The 25,610-nt window shown below is 72.5% G+C and carries 23 protein-coding genes; 11 read left to right on the top strand and 12 right to left on the bottom strand.

Annotation, left to right across the window (positions count from 1 at the left end; translation table 11 throughout):
- Positions 1–3: 3 nt before the first annotated feature.
- Both MRBLML1_RS07625 and MRBLML1_RS07620 read right to left on the bottom strand, forming a co-directional pair.
- Positions 4–1,329: a hypothetical protein gene (locus tag MRBLML1_RS07625; protein ID WP_364513780.1), complete on the bottom strand. Its 1,326-nt coding sequence runs from the start codon at positions 1,327–1,329 to the stop codon at positions 4–6.
- Positions 1,326–1,685 carry a hypothetical protein gene (locus MRBLML1_RS07620; protein ID WP_364513777.1) on the bottom strand — a complete coding sequence of 120 codons (360 nt, stop codon included), beginning with the start codon at positions 1,683–1,685 and terminating at the stop codon, positions 1,326–1,328. Before MRBLML1_RS07620 ends, MRBLML1_RS07625 begins: the two co-directional genes overlap by 4 nt.
- A 146-nt stretch (positions 1,686–1,831) precedes the next feature.
- Between MRBLML1_RS07620 and MRBLML1_RS07615 the strand changes: the two genes are divergently transcribed.
- A complete protein-coding gene (locus tag MRBLML1_RS07615; RefSeq protein WP_364513774.1) occupies positions 1,832–3,304 on the top strand; it encodes a WS/DGAT/MGAT family O-acyltransferase in 1,473 nt (490 codons plus the stop codon).
- Between the two features lie 13 nt (positions 3,305–3,317).
- Here MRBLML1_RS07615 and MRBLML1_RS07610 read toward each other — a convergent pair whose 3' ends face one another.
- Positions 3,318–4,748, bottom strand: a complete 1,431-nt coding sequence (locus tag MRBLML1_RS07610) for an HNH endonuclease signature motif containing protein (RefSeq protein ID WP_364513771.1) — start codon at positions 4,746–4,748, stop codon at positions 3,318–3,320.
- Between the two features lie 109 nt (positions 4,749–4,857).
- Here MRBLML1_RS07610 and MRBLML1_RS07605 point away from each other — a divergent pair, with 109 nt between their 5' ends.
- Positions 4,858–5,049 carry a hypothetical protein gene (locus MRBLML1_RS07605; RefSeq protein WP_364513768.1) on the top strand — a complete coding sequence of 64 codons (192 nt, stop codon included), beginning with the start codon at positions 4,858–4,860 and terminating at the stop codon, positions 5,047–5,049.
- 15 nt (positions 5,050–5,064) lie between these two features.
- On the opposite strand, the gene MRBLML1_RS07600 is transcribed toward MRBLML1_RS07605, so the two are convergent.
- Both MRBLML1_RS07600 and MRBLML1_RS07595 read right to left on the bottom strand, forming a co-directional pair.
- Entirely contained in the window at positions 5,065–5,547 is a 483-nt protein-coding gene (locus tag MRBLML1_RS07600) for a DUF2505 domain-containing protein (RefSeq protein WP_364513765.1), read from the bottom strand.
- Between the two features lies 1 nt (position 5,548).
- Entirely contained in the window at positions 5,549–6,031 is a 483-nt protein-coding gene (locus MRBLML1_RS07595; RefSeq protein WP_364513762.1) for a DUF2505 domain-containing protein, read from the bottom strand.
- A 222-nt stretch (positions 6,032–6,253) separates the two neighbouring features.
- On the opposite strand from MRBLML1_RS07595, the gene MRBLML1_RS07590 reads away from it, so the two are divergent.
- The 4 genes from MRBLML1_RS07590 to MRBLML1_RS07575 are packed head-to-tail and all read left to right on the top strand — an operon-like array spanning position 6,254 to position 14,475.
- Positions 6,254–11,059 (top strand): NAD-glutamate dehydrogenase, encoded by a 4,806-nt coding sequence (locus MRBLML1_RS07590; protein ID WP_364515598.1) that lies wholly within the window; start codon positions 6,254–6,256, stop codon positions 11,057–11,059.
- On the top strand, positions 11,059–11,958 hold the full coding sequence (locus MRBLML1_RS07585) for an ABC transporter ATP-binding protein (protein ID WP_364513759.1): 900 nt from the start codon (positions 11,059–11,061) through the stop codon (positions 11,956–11,958). Before MRBLML1_RS07590 ends, MRBLML1_RS07585 begins: the two co-directional genes overlap by 1 nt.
- A complete protein-coding gene (locus tag MRBLML1_RS07580) occupies positions 11,955–13,022 on the top strand; it encodes an ABC transporter permease (RefSeq protein ID WP_364513756.1) in 1,068 nt (355 codons plus the stop codon). The genes MRBLML1_RS07585 and MRBLML1_RS07580 overlap by 4 nt, the downstream gene beginning before the upstream one ends.
- A 22-nt stretch (positions 13,023–13,044) precedes the next feature.
- The gene (locus MRBLML1_RS07575; RefSeq protein WP_364513753.1) at positions 13,045–14,475 is read left to right on the top strand and encodes a hypothetical protein; all 1,431 of its coding nucleotides are present in this window, start codon (positions 13,045–13,047) and stop codon (positions 14,473–14,475) included.
- Between the two features lie 9 nt (positions 14,476–14,484).
- On the opposite strand, the gene MRBLML1_RS07570 is transcribed toward MRBLML1_RS07575, so the two are convergent.
- The gene (locus MRBLML1_RS07570; protein WP_364513750.1) at positions 14,485–15,354 is read right to left on the bottom strand and encodes a protein phosphatase 2C domain-containing protein; all 870 of its coding nucleotides are present in this window, start codon (positions 15,352–15,354) and stop codon (positions 14,485–14,487) included.
- The gene (locus MRBLML1_RS07565) at positions 15,351–16,052 is read right to left on the bottom strand and encodes a vWA domain-containing protein (RefSeq protein ID WP_364513747.1); all 702 of its coding nucleotides are present in this window, start codon (positions 16,050–16,052) and stop codon (positions 15,351–15,353) included. Before MRBLML1_RS07565 ends, MRBLML1_RS07570 begins: the two co-directional genes overlap by 4 nt.
- A gap of 116 nt (positions 16,053–16,168) precedes the next feature.
- Here MRBLML1_RS07565 and MRBLML1_RS07560 point away from each other — a divergent pair, with 116 nt between their 5' ends.
- Both MRBLML1_RS07560 and MRBLML1_RS07555 read left to right on the top strand, forming a co-directional pair.
- A complete protein-coding gene (locus MRBLML1_RS07560) occupies positions 16,169–17,497 on the top strand; it encodes a protein kinase domain-containing protein (RefSeq protein ID WP_364513744.1) in 1,329 nt (442 codons plus the stop codon).
- Positions 17,498–17,502: 5 nt separating this feature from the next.
- Positions 17,503–19,254: an FHA domain-containing protein gene (locus MRBLML1_RS07555; RefSeq protein ID WP_364513741.1), complete on the top strand. Its 1,752-nt coding sequence runs from the start codon at positions 17,503–17,505 to the stop codon at positions 19,252–19,254.
- Here MRBLML1_RS07555 and MRBLML1_RS07550 read toward each other — a convergent pair whose 3' ends face one another.
- Positions 19,255–20,181, bottom strand: a complete 927-nt coding sequence (locus tag MRBLML1_RS07550; protein WP_364513739.1) for a Ku protein — start codon at positions 20,179–20,181, stop codon at positions 19,255–19,257. It lies immediately after the preceding gene.
- Positions 20,182–20,233: 52 nt separating this feature from the next.
- On the opposite strand from MRBLML1_RS07550, the gene lhgO reads away from it, so the two are divergent.
- The 3 genes from lhgO to ligD (MRBLML1_RS07535) are packed head-to-tail and all read left to right on the top strand — an operon-like array spanning position 20,234 to position 23,273.
- Positions 20,234–21,427 (top strand): L-2-hydroxyglutarate oxidase, encoded by a 1,194-nt coding sequence (gene lhgO, locus MRBLML1_RS07545; protein ID WP_364513736.1) that lies wholly within the window; start codon positions 20,234–20,236, stop codon positions 21,425–21,427.
- 8 nt (positions 21,428–21,435) lie between these two features.
- Positions 21,436–22,356, top strand: coding sequence for a non-homologous end-joining DNA ligase (gene ligD, locus MRBLML1_RS07540; RefSeq protein ID WP_364513734.1), 921 nt, complete (start codon positions 21,436–21,438; stop codon positions 22,354–22,356).
- On the top strand, positions 22,356–23,273 hold the full coding sequence (gene ligD, locus MRBLML1_RS07535) for a non-homologous end-joining DNA ligase (protein ID WP_364513731.1): 918 nt from the start codon (positions 22,356–22,358) through the stop codon (positions 23,271–23,273). Before ligD (MRBLML1_RS07540) ends, ligD (MRBLML1_RS07535) begins: the two co-directional genes overlap by 1 nt.
- A 4-nt stretch (positions 23,274–23,277) precedes the next feature.
- Here ligD (MRBLML1_RS07535) and MRBLML1_RS07530 read toward each other — a convergent pair whose 3' ends face one another.
- The 4 genes from MRBLML1_RS07530 to MRBLML1_RS07515 form a co-directional block, all read right to left on the bottom strand.
- The gene (locus MRBLML1_RS07530) at positions 23,278–23,649 is read right to left on the bottom strand and encodes a hypothetical protein (protein ID WP_364513728.1); all 372 of its coding nucleotides are present in this window, start codon (positions 23,647–23,649) and stop codon (positions 23,278–23,280) included.
- Between the two features lie 18 nt (positions 23,650–23,667).
- On the bottom strand, positions 23,668–24,477 hold the full coding sequence (locus MRBLML1_RS07525) for a PP2C family protein-serine/threonine phosphatase (RefSeq protein ID WP_364513725.1): 810 nt from the start codon (positions 24,475–24,477) through the stop codon (positions 23,668–23,670).
- A 123-nt stretch (positions 24,478–24,600) separates the two neighbouring features.
- Positions 24,601–24,828 (bottom strand): DUF3107 domain-containing protein, encoded by a 228-nt coding sequence (locus MRBLML1_RS07520; RefSeq protein WP_364513722.1) that lies wholly within the window; start codon positions 24,826–24,828, stop codon positions 24,601–24,603.
- A gap of 95 nt (positions 24,829–24,923) precedes the next feature.
- Positions 24,924–25,580 (bottom strand): TetR/AcrR family transcriptional regulator, encoded by a 657-nt coding sequence (locus MRBLML1_RS07515; protein ID WP_364513719.1) that lies wholly within the window; start codon positions 25,578–25,580, stop codon positions 24,924–24,926.
- Positions 25,581–25,610: the final 30 nt, after the last annotated feature.

The following is a 25,610-nucleotide window of genomic DNA, read 5'->3' as shown; positions in this document are numbered from 1 at the left end:
GGTTCAGGCGCTGAACAGCAGCATCAGGCCACCGGCGGTGAACGCCACCATCACCACGAGCAGCGGGAGCTGCCCGGTGATCTGGTCGCGCTTCGGCAGCAGGCTCAGCGCCCGGTCGTGCGCCGCGACGGCCGCCACGACATGGCCGAGCACCACCGCCAGCACCTTGATCGAGGCGAGCACCTCCGGGTGGTAGGAGAACCAGTACGACGGCTCGACGCCCGCCGTACCCAGGATGTCCCAGCCCTTGCCCAACGGGTCGCTCGCACGGGCCAACGTCTGCGTGCCGACGTCGATGAAGAGGGTGAGGTAGTGCGCGACGATGTAGCCGAGGATGATCGGCACGATCGAGTGGGCGTACTGACGCGGCAGCTCGCGTCGGGCCAGGCCCTCCGCCGACGGGGTCAGCGCGCTGCCGATGCTGAACAGCAGCCCGGCCGTCAGCACGAAGACCAGCAGCGCGGCGTTGTCGAGGTAGACCTTGCTGATGCTGGAGTCCTGGAAGGTCTTCACCCAGAACGTCGACTCGCGGAACGAGTCGAAGGCCGTGCTGCCGAAGAGCACGCCCACCACGGCCACCAGGCCCGGCGTCGGCTCGATCGTCGACAGGTTCGCCAACGGGCTGCGCACCACGAGCCGGCCGTCGTGGCGGGCCCAGGGGGAGAGCTTCGCGATGAGCGAGGAGTAGACCTCGAAGGGGTCGGCCCGCTCGTAGAACCGGTTGCCGAAGATGGCGCCGCCGACGAGCATCGCGCCGACGTACACGGCACACCAGAAGCGGACCGAGCCGAGCTCCGTGGGGTACTTGTAGGCCAGCTCCAGCCACACGAAGGCGTAGAGGCCGAGAGCCGCCGGCCAGTAGCCGAGTCGCTCCGGGTAGGCGAGCACGCCCTGGTCGGGGTCGCTGCCGGCGAGCCTCGCGATCGCCGCGTTGAGGGTGCGGACCGGGCTGATCGCCTTCCAGACCGGGCCGAGCAGCGCCGAGGCGAAGACCAGGCCCACCCACCACCACACGTAGAAGATCCCGAAGAACGGGTTCGTCAGGACGTTCTGGCCGGCCACCGCGCAGAAGACCGTGTAGAGCGCGAGCACCATGCCGAGGGCCCGCAGCGCGACCGCGAAGGCGGGCGAGCCCGTGACCCGGTCGAGCACCGCCCACGCGGGGCGCCCTGGGTGCTGGCCGCCGTCGTAGCGGGGACGGTTCCAGGCGACGACCAGGACGGTGAACGAGACCACGAGCGCGGCGACCGCGCCCGAGACGGCCAGCTCCAGGGAGATCGGGAGATCCGCCTGGCCGCCGATGCCGTGGGCCTCGACGACCCCGTTCACCTGACTTCGAGCTGGACGATGATCTGGTCCAGCTCGTGCGACTCGACGGCGACCACGCCGGGCCGGTCGATCGCGATCTTGAGGGTGGTCTCCCCGGCGGCGTATTCCAGCTGCTGCTCGGGCTCGGAGTGGACGTGCAGCTCGCCGGGCTTGTCGGCCGTCACCTCGAGGTCGATCGGCTGACCGGTGCCGACGTCGACGCGGTCGCCGCTGGGGTCGACCTTGCCGTCCTTGATGGTGATCTTCACGACCACCGGATCGTCGGAGCTCGCCTTGTCCTCGCCGCCACAGGCGGTGACCGAGGCGAGCAGGGCGACACCGGTGAGCACGGCGCCGACAGCGCGCAGCCGCTGCATGGATCCTCCTCGTCGGGGAGCCGACATGCAGTGGACCGTGCAGGCCTGGCTCCCGGTTCTCTGCCAGAATCTCACGGTGACCCCAGGACGTCCGGAATGGGGCCGGACGTCGTCGCCGGGGGTCCTGCAGAGACTGGAGTGACGACGTGGTGGATCGGGTGCGGCCGCGCGACCTGACGTTCCTCGCTGAGGAGACGCCGGAGACGCCCCTGCACAACGCCACGATCGAGATCTTCGACCCGGGTGAGGGTGCCGGGGCGTTCGACCACGCCCGCCTGGTCGCGCTCATCCGGGACCGCATCGCGTTCGTCCCGCGCTACCGCCAGCGGCTGCAGTCCGTGCCCGGACACCTGGCCAACCCGGTGTGGGTCGACGACGAGAAGTTCGACCTCGGCTTCCACGTCCGCCGGTCCGCCCTGCCCCGCCCCGGTACGTCGGCCCAGCTCCTCGAGCTCGTCTCCCGGATCGTGTCCCGTCCGCTCGACCGGACGCGGCCGCTGTGGGAGATCTACTACGTCGAGGGGCTCGAGGGCGGCCGTGTCGCGCTGCTCTCCAAGACCCACCAGGCGCTCGTGGACGGGGTGCACACCGTCGACCTGGGGCAGCTGCTGCTCGACCTCCAGCCGGAGGCGCGCGAGCTCGACCCGGACGACTGGGCGCCGCGCCGCTCGCCCAACCCGGCCCGCCTGCTCGGTGGTGCCGTGCGCGAGAACCTCACCGATCCCGGGGTGCTGCTCGACACCGTCCGCACCGGGTCACGCGCGGTGGCGCGGACCGCGGACCGGCGCAGCGAGCGCGCCCGCTCGTTCGTGGCTGCCGCGACCGGGCGCCGCCCCAAGATCCGGCGCGGCGTGATCAACGGTCCGCTCTCGCAGCAGCGCCGGGTCGTCACGGTGGAGACCCGGTTGTCCGACTACCGGGCCGTCCGGCAGGCGCACGGCGGCACCGTCAACGACGTCATCCTGGCGACCGTCACCGGCGCGCTCCGTGGCTGGCTGATGACCCGCGCGGAGTCGTTGGGTGGGATGCGGCAGGTGCGTGCGGTCGTGCCGGTCTCGGTCATCGACGAGGAGCTGGAGGCCACCTCCCTCGGCAGCCAGATCGCCGCGCACTTCGTGGACCTGCCGATCGGTGAGCCCAGCCCCGTCGTGCGCCTGCACCAGGTGTCGTACTCCTTCCAGGCGCACAAGGACACCGGTCGCAGCGTCGCCGCCAACCGGCTCGCGGGCATCGCCGGCTTCGCCCCGACGACCTTCCACGCCATCGGCTCGCGCGTCGCCGCGGCGGAGCTCCGGCGGGGCTACCAGCTCTCGGTGACGAACGTCCCGGGGCCGCAGGCGCCGCTCTACGCCGCCGGCGCGCGGATGCTGGCCAGCTATCCGGTGCCGCCGCTGACGCCCGGGCACCCCTTGGCGATCAGCGTGACGTCCTACGACGGCGGTGTGTTCTACGGCATCACGGCCGACCGAGACTGGATCCCTGACGCCGATCTCCTCGGCGTCTGCGTGCGCGAGGCGCTGGACGAGCTCCTCGAGCTCTCCTCGGCGACCCGCGAGCGGGCCCCGCGCGGGCGGCGTTCGACCAAGCCGAAGCCGAAGCCGGGCGGCAAGAGCAGCTGAGCGCAGCCTCCGCTCAGGCGACGAGAGGCGGTGGCGCGCCCGGAGGGTGCGGGGACCGGGCCGGGATGTAGGTGATCCGGCCCTCCGCGTTGGTCAGCGTCAGGCGTGGTGGCGGGGTCCACACCGGTCGCCCCGTGTCGCCGTCGATGTGCAGCGTCCACGGCGTGCGGTGGGTGAGCGTGTGATGGTGGCGGCAGAGCAGCGCGAGGTTGTCGAGCCTCGTCGCACCGCCGTCGGCCCAGTGCACCACGTGGTGGGCGTCGCAGGACAGCGGGAGCCGGGTGCAGCCCGGGAAGACGCAGTGCCGGTCACGGACGAGCAGCGCCGACCAGAGCCCGGGCGTGACCAGGCGCTGGGTGCGGCCGACGTCGAGGACCTGGCTCTCGCTGCCGAGCACGGCCGGGAGGATCTCGGCGTCGCAGGCGAGCCGGCGCACCGACTGCGGCGAGAGCCGTGTGTCGGTGTCGGTCCGCCCTTCGGCGGCCCGGCCGTCGTCGATGACCGCCTGGCTGAGGCTGGCGTGGTCGATCGTCACCACGACCCTCGGCAGCGAGCCGTGGTCGCGGGGGAGGGTGTCGGTGGCACGCAGCTGGTCGCAGGCGTCGACGAGCGCGTCCCACAGCCGCGCGTCGGGCTGGCGCGGGTCGCGCCCGTCGTGCGGGCAGCCGGCGGTGGGACACGGGACGGTGGTGGCCCGGCCGTCGTCGTCGAACATCGGCCGGCCGTGGCCGGAGACGCCGCCGCAGGAGCCGGGCTCGGTGACCTGGGGCGCGGCGAGGGGGAGCAGGACGCTCTTGATCCGCTCGGCGTCCTCGATCGTGCCGTAGCCGCGGACCCGGACCCCGCCGAGGCCGTCCTTGGCGAAGGACAGGTGGCGCGCGTGGTGGGCCCCGCGCTCGGCCTTGTCGCGCAACAGGTCGGCGGCCACCGCGAGGCCGTCGGGGTCGACCTCGCGGACGACGTCGGTGAAGGCGGTCTGCAGCGCGGTGGCGTTGTGCCCGTGCTCGTCGACGAGGGCGAGCATCCGGTCGGCGACGGCGGAGCGGAGCTCGGGATGACGCGGCAACGTCTGGACCTTGCTCGCGATCACCCGGGCCTGGGGCAGGGTGACCCGCCCGGCCTCGAGCGCCTCGCGCACGGCCGGCAGCTCGCGCAGCTGCTCGGCGGCCCGGACCAGGCCGCCCCCGCTGCCCTGGTGGCCACCGGTGAGGTGGGTGAGGAAGTCCTTGGTGGAGGCCCACCCGAGGTCCTGGGCGGCGCCGGTGGCCTCCAGCTGCTCGACGACCCCGAGCAGCGCGGCGTCGAGGAGGCCCCGGGCGCCGGCGATCGCGGTGGCGACCTCGACGGCTGTCGGTCCGGGCACCTCGTCCCACCGGGTCCCGGCCAGGCGCGCGGCGACCTCGGCCACCGTGGTGGCCTCGGCAAGCGCGTCGGGGGAGCTCATGCCGGGAGATTACTGGAACAGGTGTTCGAAGGACAAGGGGTGCAGGCATGGCGATCTGAGGGCCGAGACCGGCGGGAGGGCCCCCGGTGCGGGATGGGACGATGAGGCCGTGATCCCGCTCCACATGGGCGCCCTGCATCCGGTCGAGCAGGTCGCCACCATCGTCCTGGCCTTCGGGCCGTTCGTCGTGCTCGGGATCGTGATCGCCATCCGCCGTCGTGCCGAGCTGGCCGAGGAGCGGGAGGAGCAGGAAGCCGAGGAGGCCCGGCTCCGTGGGGAACCGGGCCTCGACGAGGACTGAGCGCTCAGCGCGCGACTAGCGTGCGAGCCAGGCCTTCCCGGTCCGCTCCTCGGCGCGCAGCGCGCTGCCGAGCAGCTTGGCGATCAGCTGCTCGATCTTGCCGGCGACGAGCGGGATCTTGACGGTGATGTCGAGGGTGACGGTCTCGGTGGTGACGCCGTCCTTCTCGACGAGCACCGCCGTGCCGGCCATCTCGCCTGGCTTGCCCGGGATGGTCACCCGCACCTCGGCGTGCGAGGGGCTGGACCAGGTCTCCGTCTGCACGATGGTCGTGGAGTCGCCCACGATCTTCTTCGCGAACGACGGCACCTTGTCGGTCGGCTGGGTCATCTCGATCCGCACGGCCTTGGCGTCGACGTTCCCCTCGACCTCGGCGGAGTACGACGTCGCGCGCTGGTTGCGGCACACCTCCTGCCGGAACTCCGGGTCGCTCAGCATCGCGGCGACCTCGATCAGCGATGCGTCGTACGTCATCTCGTGGACGAGACGTGTTGCCATGTCAGCGTTCTCCCCTCAGCCAGGCCGTGCCCACGGAGTGCTCCACGGACAGGCCTGCATCGATGTTGTCGGCCATGAGCGTCTCCAGCTTCCCGCCGATCAGCGGGACCTTGACGTTCACGTCGAGCTCCTGGACGTAGGTCGTTCCCGGCCCGGCCGCGACCAGGCGCACGGTGCCGACGGCCTTGGTCGGCTTGCCGGGCGCGGTGATCTCGATCGTCCCCGAGGTGGCCTCGGACCACTCCTCGCGTACGACGGCACGGGTGGTGTCGCCGGCGATCTTCTTGGCGATCGCCGGCAGGCCGGCGGTGTCCTGGACCTGGTCGCTGACCATCGTGAACCCCGCCCCCGTGGGGGTGATGCGCACGTCGATCGAGACCACGCCCTGCTCCGCGGCGACCTTCTCCCGGAACGCGGGGTCCGCGAGCATCGCGAACACCTCGCCGGGACCCGCCTCGTAGGCGAGCTCACGTCGGAACTTCATGGGCGCCATCATGGCGCACCGGGGCGCCGCACGGAGGTGACCGGCCGGTAACTGCGTCATGTTGTCCGCGTCACGCGTTCGCCCTACGTTGAGGGGGTGTCAACGACGACGCTGCTGCCCTCGGCCTCGGGGGCCGACCGTGACCGTATCTTCGCGCAGGCCGCCGCCGCGGCCGGACCTCCGAAGGGAACGGGCGGACCGCCGCGTGATGCGTTGCCCGAGATGCTGCCGGCCTACTACCGGCACGTGGCCACCGAGGAGCTGGCCGCGCGCAGCGACGTCGACATCTACGGCGCCTACGCCTCCCACCACCACCTCGCCCAGGACCGCGAGCCGGGGCAGCCGAAGGTGCGGGTGTTCACCCCGACCGTGGCCGAGCACGGCTGGTCCGCGGCCGGGCACTCGGTGGTCGAGGTCGTCGTCGACGACATGCCCTTCCTCGTCGACTCGGTGACGATGCTGCTGGCCCGGCTGGTGCACGACGTGCGCACCGTGGTGCACCCGACCTTCGACGTACGACGCGACGACAGCGGTCGCCTGCAGTCGGCCGAGCCGGTGGCCTCCGGCTCGGTCACCGCCCCCGAGGGCGCGGTCCGCGAGTCGTGGATGCACATCGAGGTCGGCCGCCTCGGCGGTGACGGCGACGACCATCCCGAGCAGGTGGCGGCGGCGTGCCGGCGGGTGCTGGCCGACGTCCGCGCCGCGGTCGACGACTGGTCCGGCATGCACGAGCAGGTCACCGACATCGTCGAGGGCCTGACGGCGAGCCCGCCGCCCCTGGACACCGAGGAGGTACGCCGCGCCCGCGAGCTGCTCGAGTGGCTGGCCGACGAGCACTTCACCTTCCTGGGCTATCGCGAGTACGTGCTCGACAAGGTCGCCCTGCCGGGCTCGGAGGAGGACGAGGACGTGCTGCGCCCGGTCGCCGGCACCGGGCTGGGCATCCTGCGCGAGGGCCCGGGCGACGGGGAGACCTCGGTGGCGTTCAGCCGGCTGCCGGACGCGGTCAAGGCGAAGGCCCGCGAGAAGACCCTGCTGGTGCTGGCGAAGGCCAACTCCCGCTCGACGGTGCACCGGCCGGCCTACCTCGACTACGTCAGCGTGAAGACCTTCGACGAGGCCGGCGAGGTCGTGGGCGAGCGCCGCTTCCTCGGCCTGCTCTCGAGCGCGGCCTACACCGAGTCGTTGCTGCACATCCCGCTGCTGCGGGAGAAGGTCGACGAGGTCCTGCGCCGCAGCGGCTACGACGCCCGCAGCCACGACGGTGCCGCGCTGCTGGACACCCTGGAGACCTATCCGCGCGACGAGCTGTTCCACACGCCGGTCGACGAGCTGGCCCCGATCGTCGAGGCTGCCATGCAGGCCCGCGAGCGGCGCGCGGTGCGGCTGTTCATCCGCCGCGACACCTACGCGCGCTACCTCTCCGTGCTCGTCTACCTGCCCCGCGACCGCTACAACACCGGCGTACGGCAGCGGTTCGTGCAGATCCTGACCGAGCAGATCGGTCGCGGCCGGATCGGCCCGGACGACGTCGAGTTCAACGTCAGCATCAACGAGTCGACGACCGCGCGGGTGCACTTCGTGGTGCACCTGCCCAAGGGCGAGCTGGTCCCCGAGGACATCGACACCGCCGACCTGGAGCGGCGCCTGGTCGAGGCGTCGCGCTCCTGGCACGAGGACTTCCTCCAGGCCGTCATCGCCGAGTACGGCGAGGAGGTCGGCGCCCTGCTCGGCCGCCGCTACGCCGACGCCTTCCCCGAGGCCTACAAGGAGGACTTCAGCCCCCGCACCGCCGCGGTCGACCTCGGCCGGGTGGAGGCGATCCAGGGGGAGTCCGGCACCGACCAGTCGCTGTACGCCGACCTGGACGCCGCCGACGGCGAGGCCCGGCTGAAGGTGTTCCGGATCGGTGACCCGCTGTCGTTGAGCGGCGTGCTGCCGATGCTGTCGTCGATGGGCGTGGAGGTCGTCGACGAGCGGCCGTACGCGTTGACGGGCCTGGAGCGGCGCACCCACGTCTACGACTTCGGCCTGCGCTACGGCGAGGCGCTGCCCGACCACGCGCGTGAGCTGTTCGCCGACGCGCTGCGGGCGATGTGGGACGGCTACACCGAGACCGACGGCTTCAACCGGCTGGTGCTGCGTGCGCAGCTGACCTGGCGCCAGGCGATGGTGCTGCGGGCGTACGCGAAGTACATGCGCCAGGGCAACAGCCCGTTCGCGCTGGACTCGATCGAGCAGGCCCTGCTCGACAACGCCGAGCTGGCGCGGCTGGTCGTGCTGCTCTTCGAGACCCGCTTCGACCCGGGCGCCGGTGAGGGCCGTGAGGATCGCGAGGCCGGCCTGGTGACGAAGATCCGCACCGCGCTGGACGACGTGGTCAGCCTCGACCACGACCGGATCCTGCGCTCGTACCTCACCCACGTCCAGGCCACCCTGCGCACCAACTACTACCAGGGCGACGCCGGCGTGCCGAAGCCCTACCTGTCGCTGAAGCTGGAGCCCTCGGCGATCCCCGACCTGCCGGAGCCGCGGCCGAAGTTCGAGATCTTCGTCTACTCCCCGCGGGTCGAGGGCGTGCACCTGCGCTTCGGCGCGGTGGCGCGCGGCGGGCTGCGCTGGTCGGACCGGCGCGACGACTTCCGCACCGAGATCCTCGGCCTGGTCAAGGCGCAGATGGTGAAGAACACCGTGATCGTGCCGGTGGGCGCGAAGGGCGGGTTCTACGCCAAGCAGCTGCCCGACAGCGGTGACCGCGAGGCCTGGCTGGCCGAGGGGGTCGCCTGCTACACGACGTTCATCCGCGGGCTGCTCGACGTGACCGACAACCTGGTGGGCGGGGAGACCGTGCCTCCGCCGTCGGTCGTGCGCCACGACGCGGACGACTCCTACCTCGTGGTGGCGGCCGACAAGGGCACCGCGACCTTCTCCGACATCGCCAACGGGGTGGCGGCCGACTACGGGTTCTGGCTGGGCGACGCCTTCGCCAGCGGCGGCTCGGTGGGCTACGACCACAAGGCGATGGGCATCACCGCCAAGGGCGCCTGGGTGTCCGTACGACGCCACTTCCGCGAGATGGGCGTCGACTGCCAGAACGAGGACTTCACCGTCGTCGGCATCGGCGACATGTCCGGCGACGTGTTCGGCAACGGGATGCTGTGCTCGGAGCACATCCGGCTGGTGGCGGCCTTCGACCACCGCGACATCTTCCTCGACCCGACGCCCGACGCCGCCACGTCGTACGCCGAGCGCAAGCGGCTCTTCGACCTGCCGCGCTCGAGCTGGCAGGACTACGACAGGTCGCTGATCTCGGCGGGCGGCGGGATCTACTCCCGCAGCGCGAAGTCGATCCCGATCAGCGACGAGGTCCGCACCGCGCTGGGGATCGCCGGCAGCGTCGAGCGGATGACGCCGGCGGAGCTGATGCGGGCGGTGCTGCTGGCGCCGGTGGACCTGCTGTGGAACGGCGGCATCGGCACCTACGTGAAGGCAGCCTCGGAGACCGACGCCGAGGCGGGCGACAAGTCCAACGACGCGATCCGGGTCAACGGCGGCGACCTGCGGGTGCGCTGCGTGGGGGAGGGCGGCAACCTGGGCTTCACCCAGCGTGGCCGGATCGAGTACGCCGTCGACGGCGGCCGGATCGACACCGACTTCATCGACAACTCCGCCGGTGTGGACACCTCCGACCACGAGGTGAACCTGAAGATCCTGCTCGACCGGGTGGTGGCCGACGGCGACCTGACCGGCAAGCAGCGCAACGAGCTGCTGGCCTCGATGACCGACGAGGTCGCCGAGCTGGTGCTGCGCGACAACTACGAGCAGAACCTCGCGCTGGCCAATGCCGCGAAGAACGCGCCCTCGCTGCTGCACGTGCACGAGCAGTGGATGGCCTACCTGGAGTCCGAGGGGCACCTCGACCGCGAGCTGGAGGCGCTGCCGCCGACGCGGGAGGTGAAGCGCCGGATCGAGGCGGGTGGCGTGCTCAGCCAGCCCGAGCTGGCGGTGCTGATGGCGTACACCAAGATCGTGCTCGCCGAGGAGCTGCTGGCCTCCGACCTGCCGGAGGACCCGTACCTGTCGATCGACCTGCAGTCGTACTTCCCGGCGCCGGTGCAGGCAGGCTTCATGGACCAGATCAACGACCACCCGCTGCGCCGGGAGATCATCGTGACCCAGGTCGTCAACGACCTCGTCAACGGGGCCGGGATGACGTACTGGCCGCGGCTGTGGGGCGAGACCGGCGCGAGCGCGGCCGAGCTCACCCGGGCCAACTTCGTGGCCCGCGAGATCTTCGGGTCGCTGGAGCTGCGTCGCGAGCTGGAGGAGTACGACAACGTGCTCGACGCCGCGCTGCAGACCCGGATGCGGGTGGAGATGCGGACCTTGGTCGAGCGGGCCTCGCGCTGGCTGGTCACCAACCGGCGGCCCCCGCTCGACAGCCAGGGCAACGTCGAGTTCTTCGCCTCCCACGTCCAGGACACGATGCTTCAGCTGCCCGAGCTGCTGACCGGCACCGAGCTGGCGTCGTACGAGGCCCGGCGGAAGGCGCTGGTCGCCCAGGACGTGCCGGAGGACCTGGCCTCGCGGGTGGCGTCCTTCGACGTGGCCTACACGCTGCTCAACGTCGTCGAGATCGCCGACGCCGCGGACCTGGAGCCGGCCGAGGTGGCCCGGGTGCACTTCGCGCTCGGCGAGCGGCTCGGCGTCTCCGCGCTGCAGCAGCGGATCGTCGACCTGCCGCGGGCCGACCAGTGGCAGACGATGGCCCGGGCCGCGCTGCGCGACGACCTGCACGCCGTGCACGCCCAGCTCACCGGCGAGGTGCTGGAGGCCACCGCGGAGCTCGCGGTGGCCGACGGCGACGACCCGCAGGAGGTCGCCGCCCGCCGGGTCGCCGCGTGGGAGGAGAGCGTCGGCGGCGTCGAGAAGGCCGTCTCCGCGCTCACCGCGGTGTGCACCGACGAGCCGACGGACATCGCCAAGGTCTCGGTGGGGCTGCGGGTGGTGCGCGGGTTGCTCGCCTGATGGCGGCGATCGAGGCGCGCGACCTCACCAAGCGGTACGACGAGCTGACGGCCGTCGACGGCGTGAGCCTGGAGATCGGCGACGGCGAGTTCGTCGGCGTGCTCGGCCCGAACGGTGCGGGGAAGACGACCCTGCTGGAGATGTTCGAGGGCCTGCGCCGTCCCGACGGCGGGGAGGTGCGGGTGCTCGGCGAGCCGGTGTGGCCGCGCAACCCGCGCCTGCAGCCACGGATCGGCGTGCAGCTGCAGGCGTCCTCGTTCTTCGAGCGGCTGACGGCGCGCGAGCAGATCCACACCTTCGCCCGGCTCTACGGCGTCGGCACCGGTCCCGCCGACGGCTGGCTGGAGCGGGTGGGGCTCGCTGACAAGGCCGACACCCGGGTCGAGGACCTGTCGGGCGGTCAGGCGCAGCGGCTCTCGATCGCCTGTGCGCTGGTCCACGACCCGGAGCTGGTCTTCCTCGACGAGCCGACGGCCGCGCTCGACCCGCAGGCTCGGCGCAACCTGTGGGACCTGCTGTCCTCGATCAACGACAGCGGGCGCACGGTCGTGCTGACGACGCACTACATGGACGAGGCCGAGCACCTGTGCGACCGGGTCGCGGTGATGGACCACGGGCGGATCCTGGAGGTCGGCACCCCGGCGGCCCTGGTGCGCGGCCTGGACGCCCCGGCCCGGATCACCGTCGCGCCGGGCGCGCTGAGCCCCGAGCGGGCCGCCGCGATCCCGGGCGTGACGGAGACCCGGGACGACGGCGACCAGACGGTCCTGGTGACCCGCGACCCGGCCGGCGTGATCGCCGTCCTGGCGGCGGGGGAGCGCCTCGACGGCCTCACCGTGCAGACGGCCACCCTGGAGGACGTCTTCCTCGCGCTCACCGGGCGGGAGTACCGCGCATGAGCCGCTCCGCCTTCTGGGCGCTGTCGGTGGCGATCCTGCGCGGCTTCGTCCGCGACCGCGCGGCGGTCTTCTTCGCGGTCGTGTTCCCGCTGATGTTCCTCGTCCTCTTCGGCGGTCTGCTCGGCAACCAGGACCAGGGCAAGGTCGACCTGGTCCAGGTCGGCGCGGTGCCGCTCGTGGAGGACCTGCCGGACGACGCGCGGGCCGCCTTCGACGACACCTTCGAGGTCACCACGAGCAACGACCTCGCCGCGGCGCTGGAGAAGGTCCGCAAGGGTGACGCCGACGTCGCGATCGAGCAGCGCGGTGACCGGCTGGTCGCCCATTACACCCAGACCGACCAGGTCGGCGCCGCGATCACCCAGGGCACGCTGCGGGCCTTCGTGGACGGCGCGAACGTCGCGGCGTCGGGCCGGCCGCCGACGTACGTCTTCGACCCGCGACGGGTCGAGGACGACTCGCTGACCACCATCCAGTTCGTCACCCCGGGCCTGCTCGGCTGGGCGGTCGCGATGAGCGCGGCGTTCGGCGCGGCCGCGACCCTGCAGGGGTGGCGCCAGTCGAAGCTGCTGCGCCGTCTGCAGCTCGCCCCGGTCGGCACCGGCACCATCGTCGCGGCGCGGGTCGCGGTGACCCTGGTCGTCGCGCTCGGCCAGCTCGCGATCTTCCTCGGCCTGGGCGCGGCCGCCTTCGGCCTGCGGCTGACCGGGTCGTGGTGGATGGCGGTGCCGCTCATCGTGGTGGGCACGCTGTGCTTCATGGCGATCGGGCTGCTCGCGGGCGCGTTGGCGAAGACCACCGAGGGTGCGGTCAACCTGGCGAACTTCCTGGTGCTGCCGATGGCCTTCCTCAGCGGCTCCTTCTTCCCGCTCGACGGGGCGCCGGCGTGGTTGCGCCACCTCTCGGAGGTGCTGCCGCTCAAGCACCTCAACACCGGCATGCTCGACGTGATGGTGCGGGGCGAGGGACCGGGCGCCGCCGTGGTGCCGCTGCTGATCCTCGCCGGGTTCGCGGTGGTGGTGACGCTGCTCGCCGCGCGACTCTTCCGTTGGGAGACCACCTAGCGGCCGTGCCATGCTGGCCCGCATGGAGCTCCACGACGCGATCCGGGACGTCGTCGCGCGCCACGGGGAGGTCATGCTGGCCGACAGCACGGGCTTCCGGGGCGTGCTCGACGACGTGCTCGCGGAGGACCAGGCGAGCACCGGAGACATCAACCTGCTGGCCGACGCGGTCCGCTTCGACGTGCTCGCCCCGTTGAAGGCGATGATCGACAGCGGTGCCGACGCCGGCCGCGCCGTCGAGGAGGCCGGAGCCCGGCTCGCCCGTGACCGCGGGGGCGACCACCTGTCGTCGAGCTGGGCGGCTGCCGTGCTGGGGTACGCCGTCGGGCGGGTCCCCGAGGCGATCGTGCTCCGCTACCGCTCGCAGCGCCCGCCGTCGTACCTGCCGCCGCCGACCGGCACCGCGGTGACACCGTCCGGACCGCCGCCTCCGCCGGTCACCAGCCCGCCGCCGTACTGGTCGGCGCCGACGCCGAGCCCGCCCCGCAAGCGCCGCACCGGTCCGGTCGTCGCGGCCGTGGTCGCGGGCGTCGTGGTGCTCGGAGGTGGCATCACCGCCGTCGTGCTCGCCAGCGGGGGAGACGACCCCTCGCCGGAGGACCCGAGGTCGAGCGGCACGACCGAGGTCGACGTCGAGCCCGCCGCCCTCGACACCCGGTACGACGCGCTCGCCTCCTCGATCAGCAAGGGCGCCACCGACTGCCGGGCCGGCTCGCCCGGGTCCGGCCAGCGCGAGGTCGTCGACTGCACGGTCAACGCCGGCACGCTGCGCCTGGTGACCTTCGCCGACGAGGCCGCCGCGAAGGCCGCCCGCACCGCCCGGCTCGACTACCGCGCGGGCACGATGACGGCGGACAACGGCGCGACCGCGCTCTACCAGTACGACCCCGAGCGCGGCGGCACCTCCGACCCGGCCCTCGTCTACTGGGACAGCGCGACCGCGCTGCAGTCGGCGACCCTCACCGCGAGCGGGACGGCCGGGATCGACTCGCTCACCGAGCTCTACACGGCGACGTCGCCGCGGGTCGTCGTGCCGACGGCGCCGGCGGACCCAGTGCTGCGCGAGTTCGTCGAGCTCAACCTGGAGGTCTCCGGGTGCACCCGTCAGCGCACCTTCCTCGCGGGTGAGACCGAGGAGAGCAAGTGCGAGGCGGGCGAGCCCGGCATCGTCGTGACCGTCGGGCGCTACCAGGATCGCAAGGGGATCACCGACAACCGCGCCTACTACAAGGGCCAGTTCGACAAGGCCAGCAAGCGGGCCGGCAAGGGGACCTGGCGCTTCGGCAAGGGCAAGCCCGAGGGCGCCTACTACGCCTACCTCGACAGCAGCGGCAAGACGGCCACGATCTATTGGGACTGGGACGAGGCCGGGTGCAACTGCTACGGCGTCGCGTGGAGCTTCCAGGGCGACCTGGACAAGCTCGAGAAGTGGTGGCCGGGCGAGGACGACTGACCGGTCGGCTCAGTCCGGCACCGGCACGGTGTCGGCGAGGTCCGGCCGGCTGATCCCGGCGACGTCGGAGCGCACCAGCAGGGCCATCGTGGTGTCGTCACCGCCGACCTTCGCAGGCTCGGCGAGCCAGTCCGGCAGCTGGTCGCGGACCCAGGTGAGCCCGTGGCTGCGGCAGAAGCCGAGCAGCTGCTCGCCGGTCTCGCGCCACCACCCGGAGGCGTCGACCCGCGGCTTGCCGAAGCCGTCGGTGCACAGGTAGACCAGCGCCACGTCGCGCTCCGCCACGTCGAGCACGGCGATCCGCAGCGCGTCCAGGGGCCGCGGCTGGCACAGCGAGCTGGTGTGCACCCCGTCGAGGTCGCCGTCCTCGGGCAGCGGTCGCGCCGCCTCACCGGTGGAGGTGACCAGGACCGTGTCGCCGTCGCCGATCTGCAGGAAGAGGACCAGCCCGGGCAGCGCGGCGGCGGCCAGGATCGTGCTGCCGTAGGGGCGCAGCGGGTCAGCGGCCGCGCTGACCGCCAGCTCCGCCTCGGTGAAGGGGTTCGCCTCGGCGTGGTGGCGCACCTTGGCAGTCCAGGTGTCGACCAGCCCGGCGGCGGCGCCGCGCAGCAGGTCCCGTGCGGCGTCCCGGTCCGGGCCCGCCTGCGCCACCGCGGGCAGGACGCGGCGCAGCTCCTCGACGGCGCTGACGACCGCCATCGCCGCACCGGTGTCGCTGCGGAAGTGCGCGTGGTGCCCGTGGCCGTCGGCGACCGCCGCGACGGCGTACCCCTGCTCGGGGTCGGTCCAGGTCAGCACCGCGTCCTGCAGGGGCAGGTGGTCGCGGACGTGCACGGAGCCGATCGAGGAGCCGGACAGCGTCGTCCAGCGCACGGTCATCCGAGGGTGCTCCAGATCGGGTCGCCGACCGGGCTCGGGGGAGCGGCGCCCACGCCGGTGCCGGGCCCGACGACCGGGCGCGAGGCGACCTTGCTGGCGGCCTTGGAGGCCCAGACGATGTACTCGACGAGCTGCTCGGGGTTGTCGGCACGCAGCAGCGGCACGTCCTCGTCGCCGATGAAGCGGCGCATCGAGTGCATGTCGGCGTCGCGGCCCACCCCGAGCGCGAGCCGGACCGCGGTGGCACCCCAGCGGTTGTTGAGCAGCGACTGGAGACCCTCGGCGAAGGTGATCCCGCTGCTCTGGGTGGGCCTTCCGTCGGAGACCAGGATGATGGCGGGCGGGAAGGCGCTGTGCGACTCGTCGAGCTCGTCGAGCGCGCCGGCGAGGGTCTGCAGGGCGCTGCCCAGCTCGGTGAAGCCGCGCGGCACCGCCTCCAGGCGCTGCCAGTGCACCTGGTCGACCGGCGTCGGCTGCTCGATGACCCACTGCGGCTCGTTGGCGAAGGCCAGCACCCGGATCAGCAGCTCGGCGTGCGGGTTGGCCCGGGCCTCGTCCTTGAGGTGGGGGAGGACCTCGGTGATGGCGTTGTTGAGGGCCTGGATCCGGCCCCCGCGCAGCATCGAGCCCGACACGTCGAGCACGAAGATGAAGTGCAGCGGCTTGCGCGCCAGCGCACCACCCAGTCGGTCGCTCATCAGGCGCTCCTGCTCTCTCCGTCGGTCCCGTCGGGTTTCAACTTCCCGTGTTCTGCCGAGGCTATACATTGTCACGCAGTCCAGAGCAGCGCATTCACACGGAGGTCGGGCCACCCATGGTGCTGGCAGAGGGTGTCGAGGTCGACCTCGGCCCGTTGGGGCGCGCCTGGGTGACCTCGTTGCTCGGTCAGGGCGGTCAGGGCTACGTCTTCGAGGTGCGCCGCGACTCGGGCGAGCCGCTGGCACTGAAGTGGTACAAGCCGGAGAGCGCCACCGCCGTGCAGTACGACGAGATGCAGCAGCTCGTCGAGATCGGCTCCCCGCACGGGCGCTTCCTGTGGCCGCTCAGCATGGCGCGGGTGGCGACCGAGCCGAGCTTCGGCTACGTCATGCACCTGCGCCACCCGCGCTTCCTCGAGCTCAGCTTCCTGCTGCTCAACGCCGACCGCGACGGCAACCCGCTCGACGTCTCCTTCGCCTCGATCATCGAGCTGTGCCGCCAGCTGAGCTACAGCTTCCTGCGGCTGCACGCGCGCGGGCTGTGCTACCGCGACATCTCCTTCGGCAACGTCTTCTTCGACCCCGGCAACGGCAACGTCCTGATCTGCGACAACGACAACGTCGGCATCGACAACGGCACCGGGCGGGTGCTCGGGACGCCGTACTTCATGGCGCCGGAGGTGGTCCGCGACACGACGTACCGGACCCTGCCCAACACCGACACCGACCGCCACTCCCTCGCGGTGCTGCTGTTCTACGCGCTCTTCCTCGGCCACCCGCTGGAGGGCGCGCGCACCGACACCGGGATGCGCGACGCGCAGTGGCTGATGCGGCACTTCGGCACCGACCCGCTGTTCTGCATGCACCCCACCCGCTCGGACAACCGGCCGGCGCAGATCGTCCAGCAGTACTGGAAGATCTACCCCCAGTTCGTGCGCGACCTCTTCGTCCAGGCCTTCGTCGACGGGCTCGACCAGTCCGGCGCGCGGGTCACCGAGGGGCAGTGGATCAAGGCGCTCGACCGGCTGCGCGACGGGATGCTCGCCTGCCCGTCGTGCGGTACGACGAACTTCTGGGCCCCGGGCGCGGAGTCGGTGACCTGCTGGCAGGACGGCACGGAGTTCCGTCCGCCGTACCTGCTGGAGATGGGGCGGCGCACCATCGCGGTCGGCCCGCAGTCCACGATCCGCTCCGACCACCTCACCTCCGGCGTCGACCAGCCGGCCGTGCTGGCCCGGGTGCGTCAGCACCCGGAGGCGAAGGACCGGTGGGGCCTGCACAACGCCTCGGACTTCTCCTGGCCGGTCGCCTACCCGGGGGGCCAGAGCTTCCTCCTGGAGCCCGACCGGACGATCGAGCTGGTCGAGGGTGCGAAGATCCAGATCCGCAATTCCACCGTGCAGGTGCGGCGTCCGGCCGTTCCCGCACCCGGTCCGCAAGGATGACGCCCATGTCCCTGGTGGTCGAGGTCGACGGACGCGTGCTCCGGCTCGACGGCAAGTCGTCGTACCGGATCGGTCGTGCCATCGAGGCCGACGTCGTGCTCACGGCCGGCTCGGTCTCCCGGCAGCACGCCGAGATCCGCCAGTCCGGCGGTGGCTGGGTGCTGGTCGACGCCGGCAGCCAGTTCGGCACCTTCGTCGACGGCACGCGGATCAGCGAGCAGCCGATCACCCAGCGGCTCGCGGTCCGCTGCGGCCCGCCCGCGCCGGGCGCAGAGCTGGTGGTCGTCCCCGCCGAGCAGTACGACGCCGGCCCGGCCGCCGACCACACCACGCCGCCCGTGTCCGCCCCGGCGCCGGTGCCACCCGCCCCGCTGCCCCCGGCGCCGGTCCCGCCGCCGGTGTCGCCGGCCCAGATGCCTCCGCCCGCACCGGGTGCCCGGCCTGCCGGTGCGCCGGGCCTGCCGCCGCCGATCGCCGGCAACGACGCCACCCAGATCCTCGCGGCGGCCCCGCAGGCCGGCCCGCCCGGCTACGGCGGCCCGCCACCGCCGCGCACCGGCCCCGACCTGCTGCTGGTCGCCGAGGGCCGCGAGCACCGCTTCCGCCACCCGGCGCAGATCACCGTGGGCCGTCGTAGTGACTGCACGGTGGTGATCGCCGACCCCGCCTGCTCGCGGGTGCACGGGCGGGTCGACGCCCACCCGGGCGGGTGGACCTGGACGAACCTGTCGAACGAGGGCACCTACCGCGAGGGCCGCAAGGTCGGCACGCAGCACTTCGACGAGCGGATCTCGCTGCGCCTGGGCCACCCGGTGGCGGGTCCGGAGCTGACCCTGGTGCCGATCCTGTCGGCCGCCGAGGAGGAGCGCCGGATCGGTCGGCGCCGGCTGCGCAAGCGGCTGGTGGTGATCGGTGCCGCGGTGGCGGTGCTGCTGCTCATCGCCGGCGTGCTGGGCGCGGCCTTCCTGATCGGGCGCGACGAGGACCCCGACCGCCGTGCCGGCGGCGACGGCACCGACGACCCGACCACCTCCTCGATGGAGTCGCTCACCGCCGACGAGCTGGAGTCGGCGAAGGCGGCGACGGTGAAGATCACCGCCGACACCGTCTCGGCCAGCGAGGGCCGGGTCAGCTACGGCGGCTCGGGCTCGATCATCCGCGAGGACGGCCTGATCCTGACCAACGCCCACGTCGCGGCGCCCGCCTCGCCGGGGCTCGACGACCTCTACCCGGACCTCGACCTCGAGAACCCCGACTACCTGCTCGTCCACCTGACCGACGGCCGCACCGACACCAACTCCCCGGCCGCCTACCGGGCCAAGGTGGTGGAGGCCGACGGCTCGCTCGACGTCGCGGTGATCCAGGTCTTCGCGAAGGCCGACGGCAGCGACCTCGACGAGGACCTCGACCTGCCGACCGTGCCGATCGGCGAGTCCGGCGACCTGCGCGCCGGTGACGACGTCACCGTGCTCGGCTTCCCGGCCGTGGCGCGCTCCCAGGACTCGATCACCGTCACCACGGGTGTGGTCTCCACGATCATCAACGACCCGCAGCTGGGGCCGCGCTCGGAGCTGGACACCGACGCCCGGATCGCACCCGGCAACTCCGGTGGCATGGCGATCAACAACGACGCCCAGCTGATCGGCATCCCGACCGCGCTGCTGTCGGACCGCAGCTCGCCGGTGCTGAGCGGGCGGATCCGCTCGATCGACGCGGTGAAGGACCTGATCGAGCGCGCCGAGGACGAGGTGGACTGATCAGCTGGCCTTCTTGACCGTCTTCTTCGCGGTCTTCTTGGCAGCGGTCTTCTTCGCGGTCGTCTTCTTGGCCGCGGCCTTCTTGGCGGGAGCCTTCTTCGCCGGGGCCTTCTTGGCCGTCTTCTTGGCGGGGGCCTCCTCGCCCCGGCTGGTCTTGGCCGCCTCGACCGAGCGCTGCAGCGCCGCGAGCAGGTCGACGACCTCGCCGCCGGTCTTGGCGGAGGTCTCGGTGCGCTGCACCTCGCCGCCCTCGATCTTCGCCTTGACGACGGCGTTGACCGCGTCGGCGTAGTCGTCCTCGAACTCCTCGGGGTCGAAGTCACCGGCCAGGGTCTCGATGAGCATCTGCGCCATCTTCACCTCGGCGGGCTTGACGTCGCCCGCCTCGACCTGGAAGTCGGGCGTGCGGATCTCGTCGGGCCACATCATCGTCTGCAGCACGATCACGTCGCCGGCCTCGGTCTCGCGCACGCGCAGCACCGCGGTGGTGGTGCGCTGGCGCAGGGCGACGGTGACCACGGCCATCCGCTTGGAGTCCTGCAGCGCCTGGCGCAGCAGCGCGTAGGGCTTGGCGCCGGTGCCCTCGGGCTCCAGGTAGTAGGACTTCTCGAACAGCAGGGGGTCGATCTGCTCGGCCGGCACGAACTTCTCGACGGCGATCTCGCGCGAGGAGGTCGTCGGCAGGTTGGCCATGTCGTCCTCGGTGAGCACGACCATCTCGCCGTCCTCGGTCTCGAAGCCCTTGGCGATGTCGGAGTAGGGGACCTCCTCGCCGTCGATCGCGCAGACCCGCTGGTACTTGATCCGGCCGCCGTCCTTGGCGTGCACCTGCCGGAACGACACGTCGTGGCTCTCCGTGGCGCTGTAGAGCTTCACCGGGACGCTGACGAGGCCGAAGGAGACGGCACCCTTCCAGATCGCACGCATGTGCCGAGGGTACCCCTGAGGACCCTCGCCAGCCGCCTGCGAACATGTCGGGATGGACCAGACCTTCGGCATCGTCGGCGGCGGGATCGTGGGCCTCGCCGTGGCCCGCGAGATCACCCGTCGCCGCCCCGGTGCGCGGGTGCTGGTGCTGGAGAAGGAGGCCCGCGTCGGCCAGCACCAGACCGGTCACAACTCCGGCGTCGTGCACGCCGGCATCTACTACCGGCCCGGCAGCCTCAAGGCCGCCCTGTGCACCCGCGGCCGGCTGCTGCTGCGCGACTACTGCGCCGAGCACCGCCTGCCCTACGACGAGTGCGGCAAGGTCGTCGTGGCCGTCGACCCCGCCGAGACGGCCCGGTTCGACGCCCTCGAGCGCACCGCGCGTGAGAACGGCGTCCCCGGCCTGCGGCGGCTCGACCCCGCCGGTCTCGCCGAGGTCGAGCCGCACGCCGCCGGGCTGGCGGCCCTGCACTCGCCGCACACAGCGATCACCGACTACGTCGCGATCACCCGCAGCCTGGCCGCCGAGGTGGGCGTCGCCGGGGGCGAGGTGCGCTGCGCCAGCCCGGTGACCGGGATCGAGCGGGCCGGCGGCCGGGTGCGCGTCACGACCCCGCACACGTCGTACGACGTCGACCGGCTGGTGCTGTGCGGCGGGCTCCAGTCCGACCGGCTCGGCCGGCTGGCCGGCGGTGGTGCGGACCCGCGGATCGTGCCCTTCCGCGGGGAGTACCTCCGGGTGCGGCCGGAGAAGGAGGCGCTGGTGCGCGGCATGGTCTACCCGGTGCCCGACCCGCGCTACCCCTTCCTCGGCGTGCACTTCACCCGCCGGGTCGCCGGTGGCCTGGAGGTCGGCCCGAACGCCGTCCTGGCACCGCACCGCGACGCCTACCGCCGTCGCTCGGTGAGCGCCGCGGACCTCGCCAGCACAGTCACCTGGCCCGGCTTCTGGCGGATGGCGGGGCGGCACTGGCGCACCGGGGTCACCGAGGTGCGCGGCTCGCTGTCGGTGCGGGCCTACCTGCGCGCGGCGCAGCGCTACGTGCCGGACATCGGGCCGGCGGACGTCGAGCGGGCCGGCTTCGGCATCCGGGCGCAGGCGGTCGAGCGCGACGGCACCCTCGTCGACGACTTCCGGATCGAGCACGCCCACGGCGTCACCAGCGTCCGCAACGCGCCCTCGCCGGCCGCCACGTCGAGCCTGGCGATCGCCGAGCACGTCGTCGACGCGATCTTCTCGGCATGATGGGCCCCATGCTGCTGCCGATGCTCGCCACGCCCGGCACCTCCGTGCCGCCGGGGGAGGAGTGGCGGCACGAGGTGAAGTGGGACGGCGTCCGGGCGTTGGCGAACGTCGACGGCGAGGTCACCCTGACCAGCCGCAACGGCAACCGGATCACGCCGGCCTGGCCCGAGCTCACCGTGCCGCCGGTCGTCGGCCGCGACAGCTTGCTGGACGGCGAGATCATCGCGCTCAACGAGCGCGGGGTGCCCGACTTCCGCGTCCTCGCCGACCGGATGCACGTGCGCAAGGCGGCGACCGTGGCCCGGCTCGCGGAGCGGGTCCCGGCGACGTACATGGTCTTCGACCTGCTCCGCCTCGACGGCGAGGACCTCTGCGGGCTCCCGCTGCACGAGCGCCGCCGCCGGTTGCTCGACCTCGACCTGGGCCGCTCGGGCTGGCAGGTCCCGCAGGAGTACGACGACGGCGCGATGCTCCGCGACGCCACCCGCGCCCAGGGGCTGGAGGGCATCGTCAGCAAGCGGGTCGACTCGACGTACCGGCCGGGGCAGCGCACGCCGCACTGGCAGAAGATGGCGCACCGCCACCGCGGCTCCTTCGTGATCGGCGGCTGGCGCCCGCAGACCGGCACCAGCGACCGGCTGGCCGCGCTGCTGGTGGGGGAGCCGACGGCCGAGGGCCTGCTCTACCGCGGCCGGGTCGGCAGCGGCATCGGCGCGAAGCAGTCGCGCCTGCTCACCGAGCTGCTCGCGCCGCTGACCCGCACCGCCACGCCCTTCGCCGACGAGGTGCCCCGGATCGACGCCACCGGCACCACCTGGGTCGAGCCGGTGGTCGTGGTGGACGTCGACACCCACGGGCTCGGCTACGCGCGACTGCGGCAGCCGTCGTACCAGGGTGTGCGGACCGACCTCACCCCGGAGGACCTCTGATGCCGAAGAAGCCCGAGCACCCGCAGACCGAGGTGCACGTCGACGTCGAGGGCCGCACGCTGCGGCTGACGAACCTGGAGAAGGTGCTCTACCCGCAGACCGGCACGACCAAGGGCGAGGTGCTCGACTACTACGCCCGGGTGGCGCCGGTGCTGCTGCCGCACCTCGCCGGGCGGCCGGTGACCCGGATCCGGTGGCCGCACGGGGTCGGCGACAAGAGCTTCTTCGAGAAGAACGCCCCGGCCGGCACGCCGTCCTGGGTCCGCACGGCCGACGTGCCGACCACCGGCAGCCGCGGCCCGAGCCGGCACGGCGACACGCTGAGGTTCCCGATCATCGACCAGCTCGCCACCCTGGTGTGGGCGGTCAACCTGGCCGCGCTGGAGCTGCACGTGCACCAGTGGACGGTCGACGAGGACGACGAGCCGGTGGGTGCGGACCGGGTCGTCATCGACCTCGACCCCGGCGAGCCGGCCGGGCTGCACGAGTGCTGCACGGTGGCCCTGCTGGCCCGCGACGCGCTCGCCGAGCGCGGCCTCGACGCGCTGCCGGTGACGAGCGGCAGCAAGGGCCTGCACCTCTACGCCCCGCTCGGCGAGCCGCTGCCGCCGGCGGAGACCAGCGAGCTCGCCAAGGAGATCGCCGAGGAGCTGCAGGCCGCGCACGGTGACCTCGTCACCGCCACGATGACCAAGTCCCGGCGCCGCGGCAAGGTGTTCCTCGACTGGTCGCAGAACGCCGGCTCGAAGACCACCGTCGCGCCGTACTCGCTGCGGGGGACGACGCGGCCCCAGGTCGCCACCCCGATCGGCTGGGACGAGGTCGAGGCGGGGGCCGAGGACCCGCTCGGCCTGGAGCAGTTCTCGATGGCCCAGGTGCTCGAACGCGTGGAGACCTACGGCGACCTGTTCGGCTGAGCCCTCAGCGCACCCGGCGGCGCATCGGGTAGACGTCGAACTCGCTCACCGCGCCGGCCGGGTCGCCGCCGGTGCCCACCGCGCTGGCGAGCTCGTCGGGGGCGGTGGCGTGGTCGGCCTCGTCGAGGGTGGCGTCGATGAGCAGCTGGATCTCGGGGGAGGCGTGGCTGACCCGTTGCGCCGTCTGCTCGATCCGCCAGCCCTCACGGCCCAGCTCGTCGAAGAGACCCATCAGCGTGGTGTTCTTCTCCGCGGCGATCCCCTCGAAGCCGTCGGCGGCCTCGATCAGGTAGACCGGACGGGTGACGGTGAGCGCGGCGGCGTCGTACAGCGGCACCCAGAGGCGCGCGTACTCGTGGACCCGCTTCGTGCTCACCCCTCCAGTGTAGGGCCCTCAGGCCGAGCGCAGCGGTCGTACGGCGACCGGGTCCACCACGTTGCCCAGGTCGCTGCCCGCGCCGAGCATCAGCCCGGTGCCCACCACCGCGGGGGCGTCGACGACGTCGGCGACCACGGCGGAGACGTTGTCGCGGCTTCCCACCGCGATCGCGGTGCGGACCAGCCGCTCGGCCGCCATGCTCAGCGAGTCGCCGGTCAGCAGGGCCGCGACCCGCGCGTGGGGGAGCACGTCGCTGACCCCGTCGCTGCACAGCAGCAGCCGGTCGCCGGCGCGCAGGTCGAGCGGCTGCACGACCGGCGCGGGCACGTGCTCGCCGTCGATCGCCTGCAGCACGACGTTCTTGTAGCGCGAGGCGGAGGCCTCCTCCGGGGTGAGCCGGCCGGCGTCGACCCAGGCCTGGACCAGCGTCTGGTCGTGGGAGAGCTGGGTGAGCGTGCCGTCGCGGAGCAGGTAGGCGCGCGAGTCGCCGACCTGGGCCAGCGCGGTGTGCAGGCCGTCGGTGAGGATCGCCGTCAGCGTGGTGCCCATCCCGGTGCGGGACGGGTCGGCGGCGACGCCCGTGGCGAGCTGGCCGTGCGCCTCGGAGACCGCCGCGCGCAGCAGCCGGTCCGGGTCGAAGCCGGGTGCGGCGAGGGAGCGCGCGCTGACGACGTAGGCGGTGGTGGCGGAGGCGATCTCCCCGGCCGCGGCGCCGCCGACCCCGTCGGCGACGCAGAGCAGGTAGGGACCGGCGAAGCCGGCGTCCTCGTTGTGCTCGCGCACCGGACCGGTCTCGCTCAGCGCGGCGAAGCGGAACTGGAGCATCAAGGCACCTCCCGGTCGGCACGGCGACCCCGGCGGGTCACCGCCGAGCCTCGCTCCTGCACCTGTGCAACGGCTGGGAGGTGGCTCGGGGTTCCCGATGACCCCGCGCGATCGACCCGGCGGTCAGGAGCGGAAGCCGACCTGTCCGCTGGTGCTGCGGCCGATCTCGACGTAGGCGAGCTTGGCGACGGGGACGACGGTGACCTTGCCCTTGGTGTCGGTCAGCGTGAGCACGCCGTCGTTGGCCAGCGCCTCGGAGACCAGCGCGGTGACGCCGTCGTTGGTCTCGTCGGTCTCGATCACGAGCTCGCGGGCGGTGTTCTGCACACCGATCTTGACCTCGACGGTCATGGTTCTCTCCTCGGTCCGGGGGACGGCCCGCGCCTGCGGGTCGTTCGCGTCGCCAGCCTAGTCAGCCGGCGGTCGTACGACGGCTCAGGCCCGTCTCACGCCTCGTTCTCGTCGGTGAGCGGGTAGCCACCGATGCCGCGCCAGGCCAGGCCGGACACCAGCGTGGTGGCCTGGTCCCGGGTGAGACCGGCGAGGCCGCCGTCGGTGTCGGTCATCCAGAACCGTGCGCTGACCTGGGCCATTCCCACCAGGGAGACGGCGAGCAGCTGCGAGGCCGCGGGGGGCAGCGAGGTGTCGTCCTCGATGACCGCCGCGATCAGCTCCGCGCACTCGGTGGTGACCCGGTCGACGTGCCCGCGCACCGCCGGCTCGTTGGTCAGGTCCGACTCGAACACCAGCCGGAAGGCGCCGGTGTCGTGGCCGACGTAGGCGTAGAAGGCGTCGATCGCCGCTGCCACGCGCTGCTTGTTGTCCTGGGTCGAGGACAGCGCCTTGCGGCAGTTGTCGATGATCGCGTCGCAGGCGGCGTCGAGGATGGCGAGGTAGAGCTCGAGCTTGCCGGGGAAGTGCTGGTAGAGCACCGGCTTGGACACGCCCGCGCGCTCGGCGATGTCGTCCATCGCGGCCGCGTGGTAGCCCTGCGCGACGAACACCTCGAGGGCGGCGGCCAACAGCTGCGCGCGTCGCTCCCGCCGCGGCAGCCGTACGCCGCGCGGTCGTGTCTCGTCCAGGTCGAACTGCTCCGTCACCACCCCCCGAGCCTACTCGCTGGTAGCCGCGAG

The sequence above is a fragment of the Nocardioides sp. LML1-1-1.1 genome (assembly GCF_040676175.1).
In the GTDB taxonomy this organism is placed as follows: Bacteria; Actinomycetota; Actinomycetes; order Propionibacteriales; family Nocardioidaceae; genus Nocardioides.
The sequence above is the reverse complement of the archived record's forward strand: the minus strand, read 5'-3'. Positions and strand labels throughout refer to the sequence as shown.

Coding starts and splice junctions, on each gene's coding strand:
- MRBLML1_RS07620 (WP_364513777.1), bottom strand. CDS start 1,685: ATGCAGCGGCTGCGCGCTGTCGGCGCCGTGCTCACCGGTGTCGCCCTG.
- MRBLML1_RS07610 (WP_364513771.1), bottom strand. CDS start 4,748: ATGAGCTCCCCCGACGCGCTTGCCGAGGCCACCACGGTGGCCGAGGTC.
- MRBLML1_RS07600 (WP_364513765.1), bottom strand. CDS start 5,547: ATGGCAACACGTCTCGTCCACGAGATGACGTACGACGCATCGCTGATC.
- MRBLML1_RS07595 (WP_364513762.1), bottom strand. CDS start 6,031: ATGAAGTTCCGACGTGAGCTCGCCTACGAGGCGGGTCCCGGCGAGGTG.
- MRBLML1_RS07590 (WP_364515598.1), top strand. CDS start 6,254: ATGCTGCCGGCCTACTACCGGCACGTGGCCACCGAGGAGCTGGCCGCG.
- MRBLML1_RS07585 (WP_364513759.1), top strand. CDS start 11,059: ATGGCGGCGATCGAGGCGCGCGACCTCACCAAGCGGTACGACGAGCTG.
- MRBLML1_RS07580 (WP_364513756.1), top strand. CDS start 11,955: ATGAGCCGCTCCGCCTTCTGGGCGCTGTCGGTGGCGATCCTGCGCGGC.
- MRBLML1_RS07575 (WP_364513753.1), top strand. CDS start 13,045: ATGGAGCTCCACGACGCGATCCGGGACGTCGTCGCGCGCCACGGGGAG.
- MRBLML1_RS07570 (WP_364513750.1), bottom strand. CDS start 15,354: ATGACCGTGCGCTGGACGACGCTGTCCGGCTCCTCGATCGGCTCCGTG.
- MRBLML1_RS07565 (WP_364513747.1), bottom strand. CDS start 16,052: ATGAGCGACCGACTGGGTGGTGCGCTGGCGCGCAAGCCGCTGCACTTC.
- MRBLML1_RS07560 (WP_364513744.1), top strand. CDS start 16,169: ATGGTGCTGGCAGAGGGTGTCGAGGTCGACCTCGGCCCGTTGGGGCGC.
- MRBLML1_RS07555 (WP_364513741.1), top strand. CDS start 17,503: ATGTCCCTGGTGGTCGAGGTCGACGGACGCGTGCTCCGGCTCGACGGC.
- MRBLML1_RS07550 (WP_364513739.1), bottom strand. CDS start 20,181: ATGCGTGCGATCTGGAAGGGTGCCGTCTCCTTCGGCCTCGTCAGCGTC.
- lhgO (WP_364513736.1), top strand. CDS start 20,234: ATGGACCAGACCTTCGGCATCGTCGGCGGCGGGATCGTGGGCCTCGCC.
- ligD (WP_364513734.1), top strand. CDS start 21,436: ATGCTGCTGCCGATGCTCGCCACGCCCGGCACCTCCGTGCCGCCGGGG.
- ligD (WP_364513731.1), top strand. CDS start 22,356: ATGCCGAAGAAGCCCGAGCACCCGCAGACCGAGGTGCACGTCGACGTC.
- MRBLML1_RS07525 (WP_364513725.1), bottom strand. CDS start 24,477: ATGCTCCAGTTCCGCTTCGCCGCGCTGAGCGAGACCGGTCCGGTGCGC.
- MRBLML1_RS07520 (WP_364513722.1), bottom strand. CDS start 24,828: ATGACCGTCGAGGTCAAGATCGGTGTGCAGAACACCGCCCGCGAGCTC.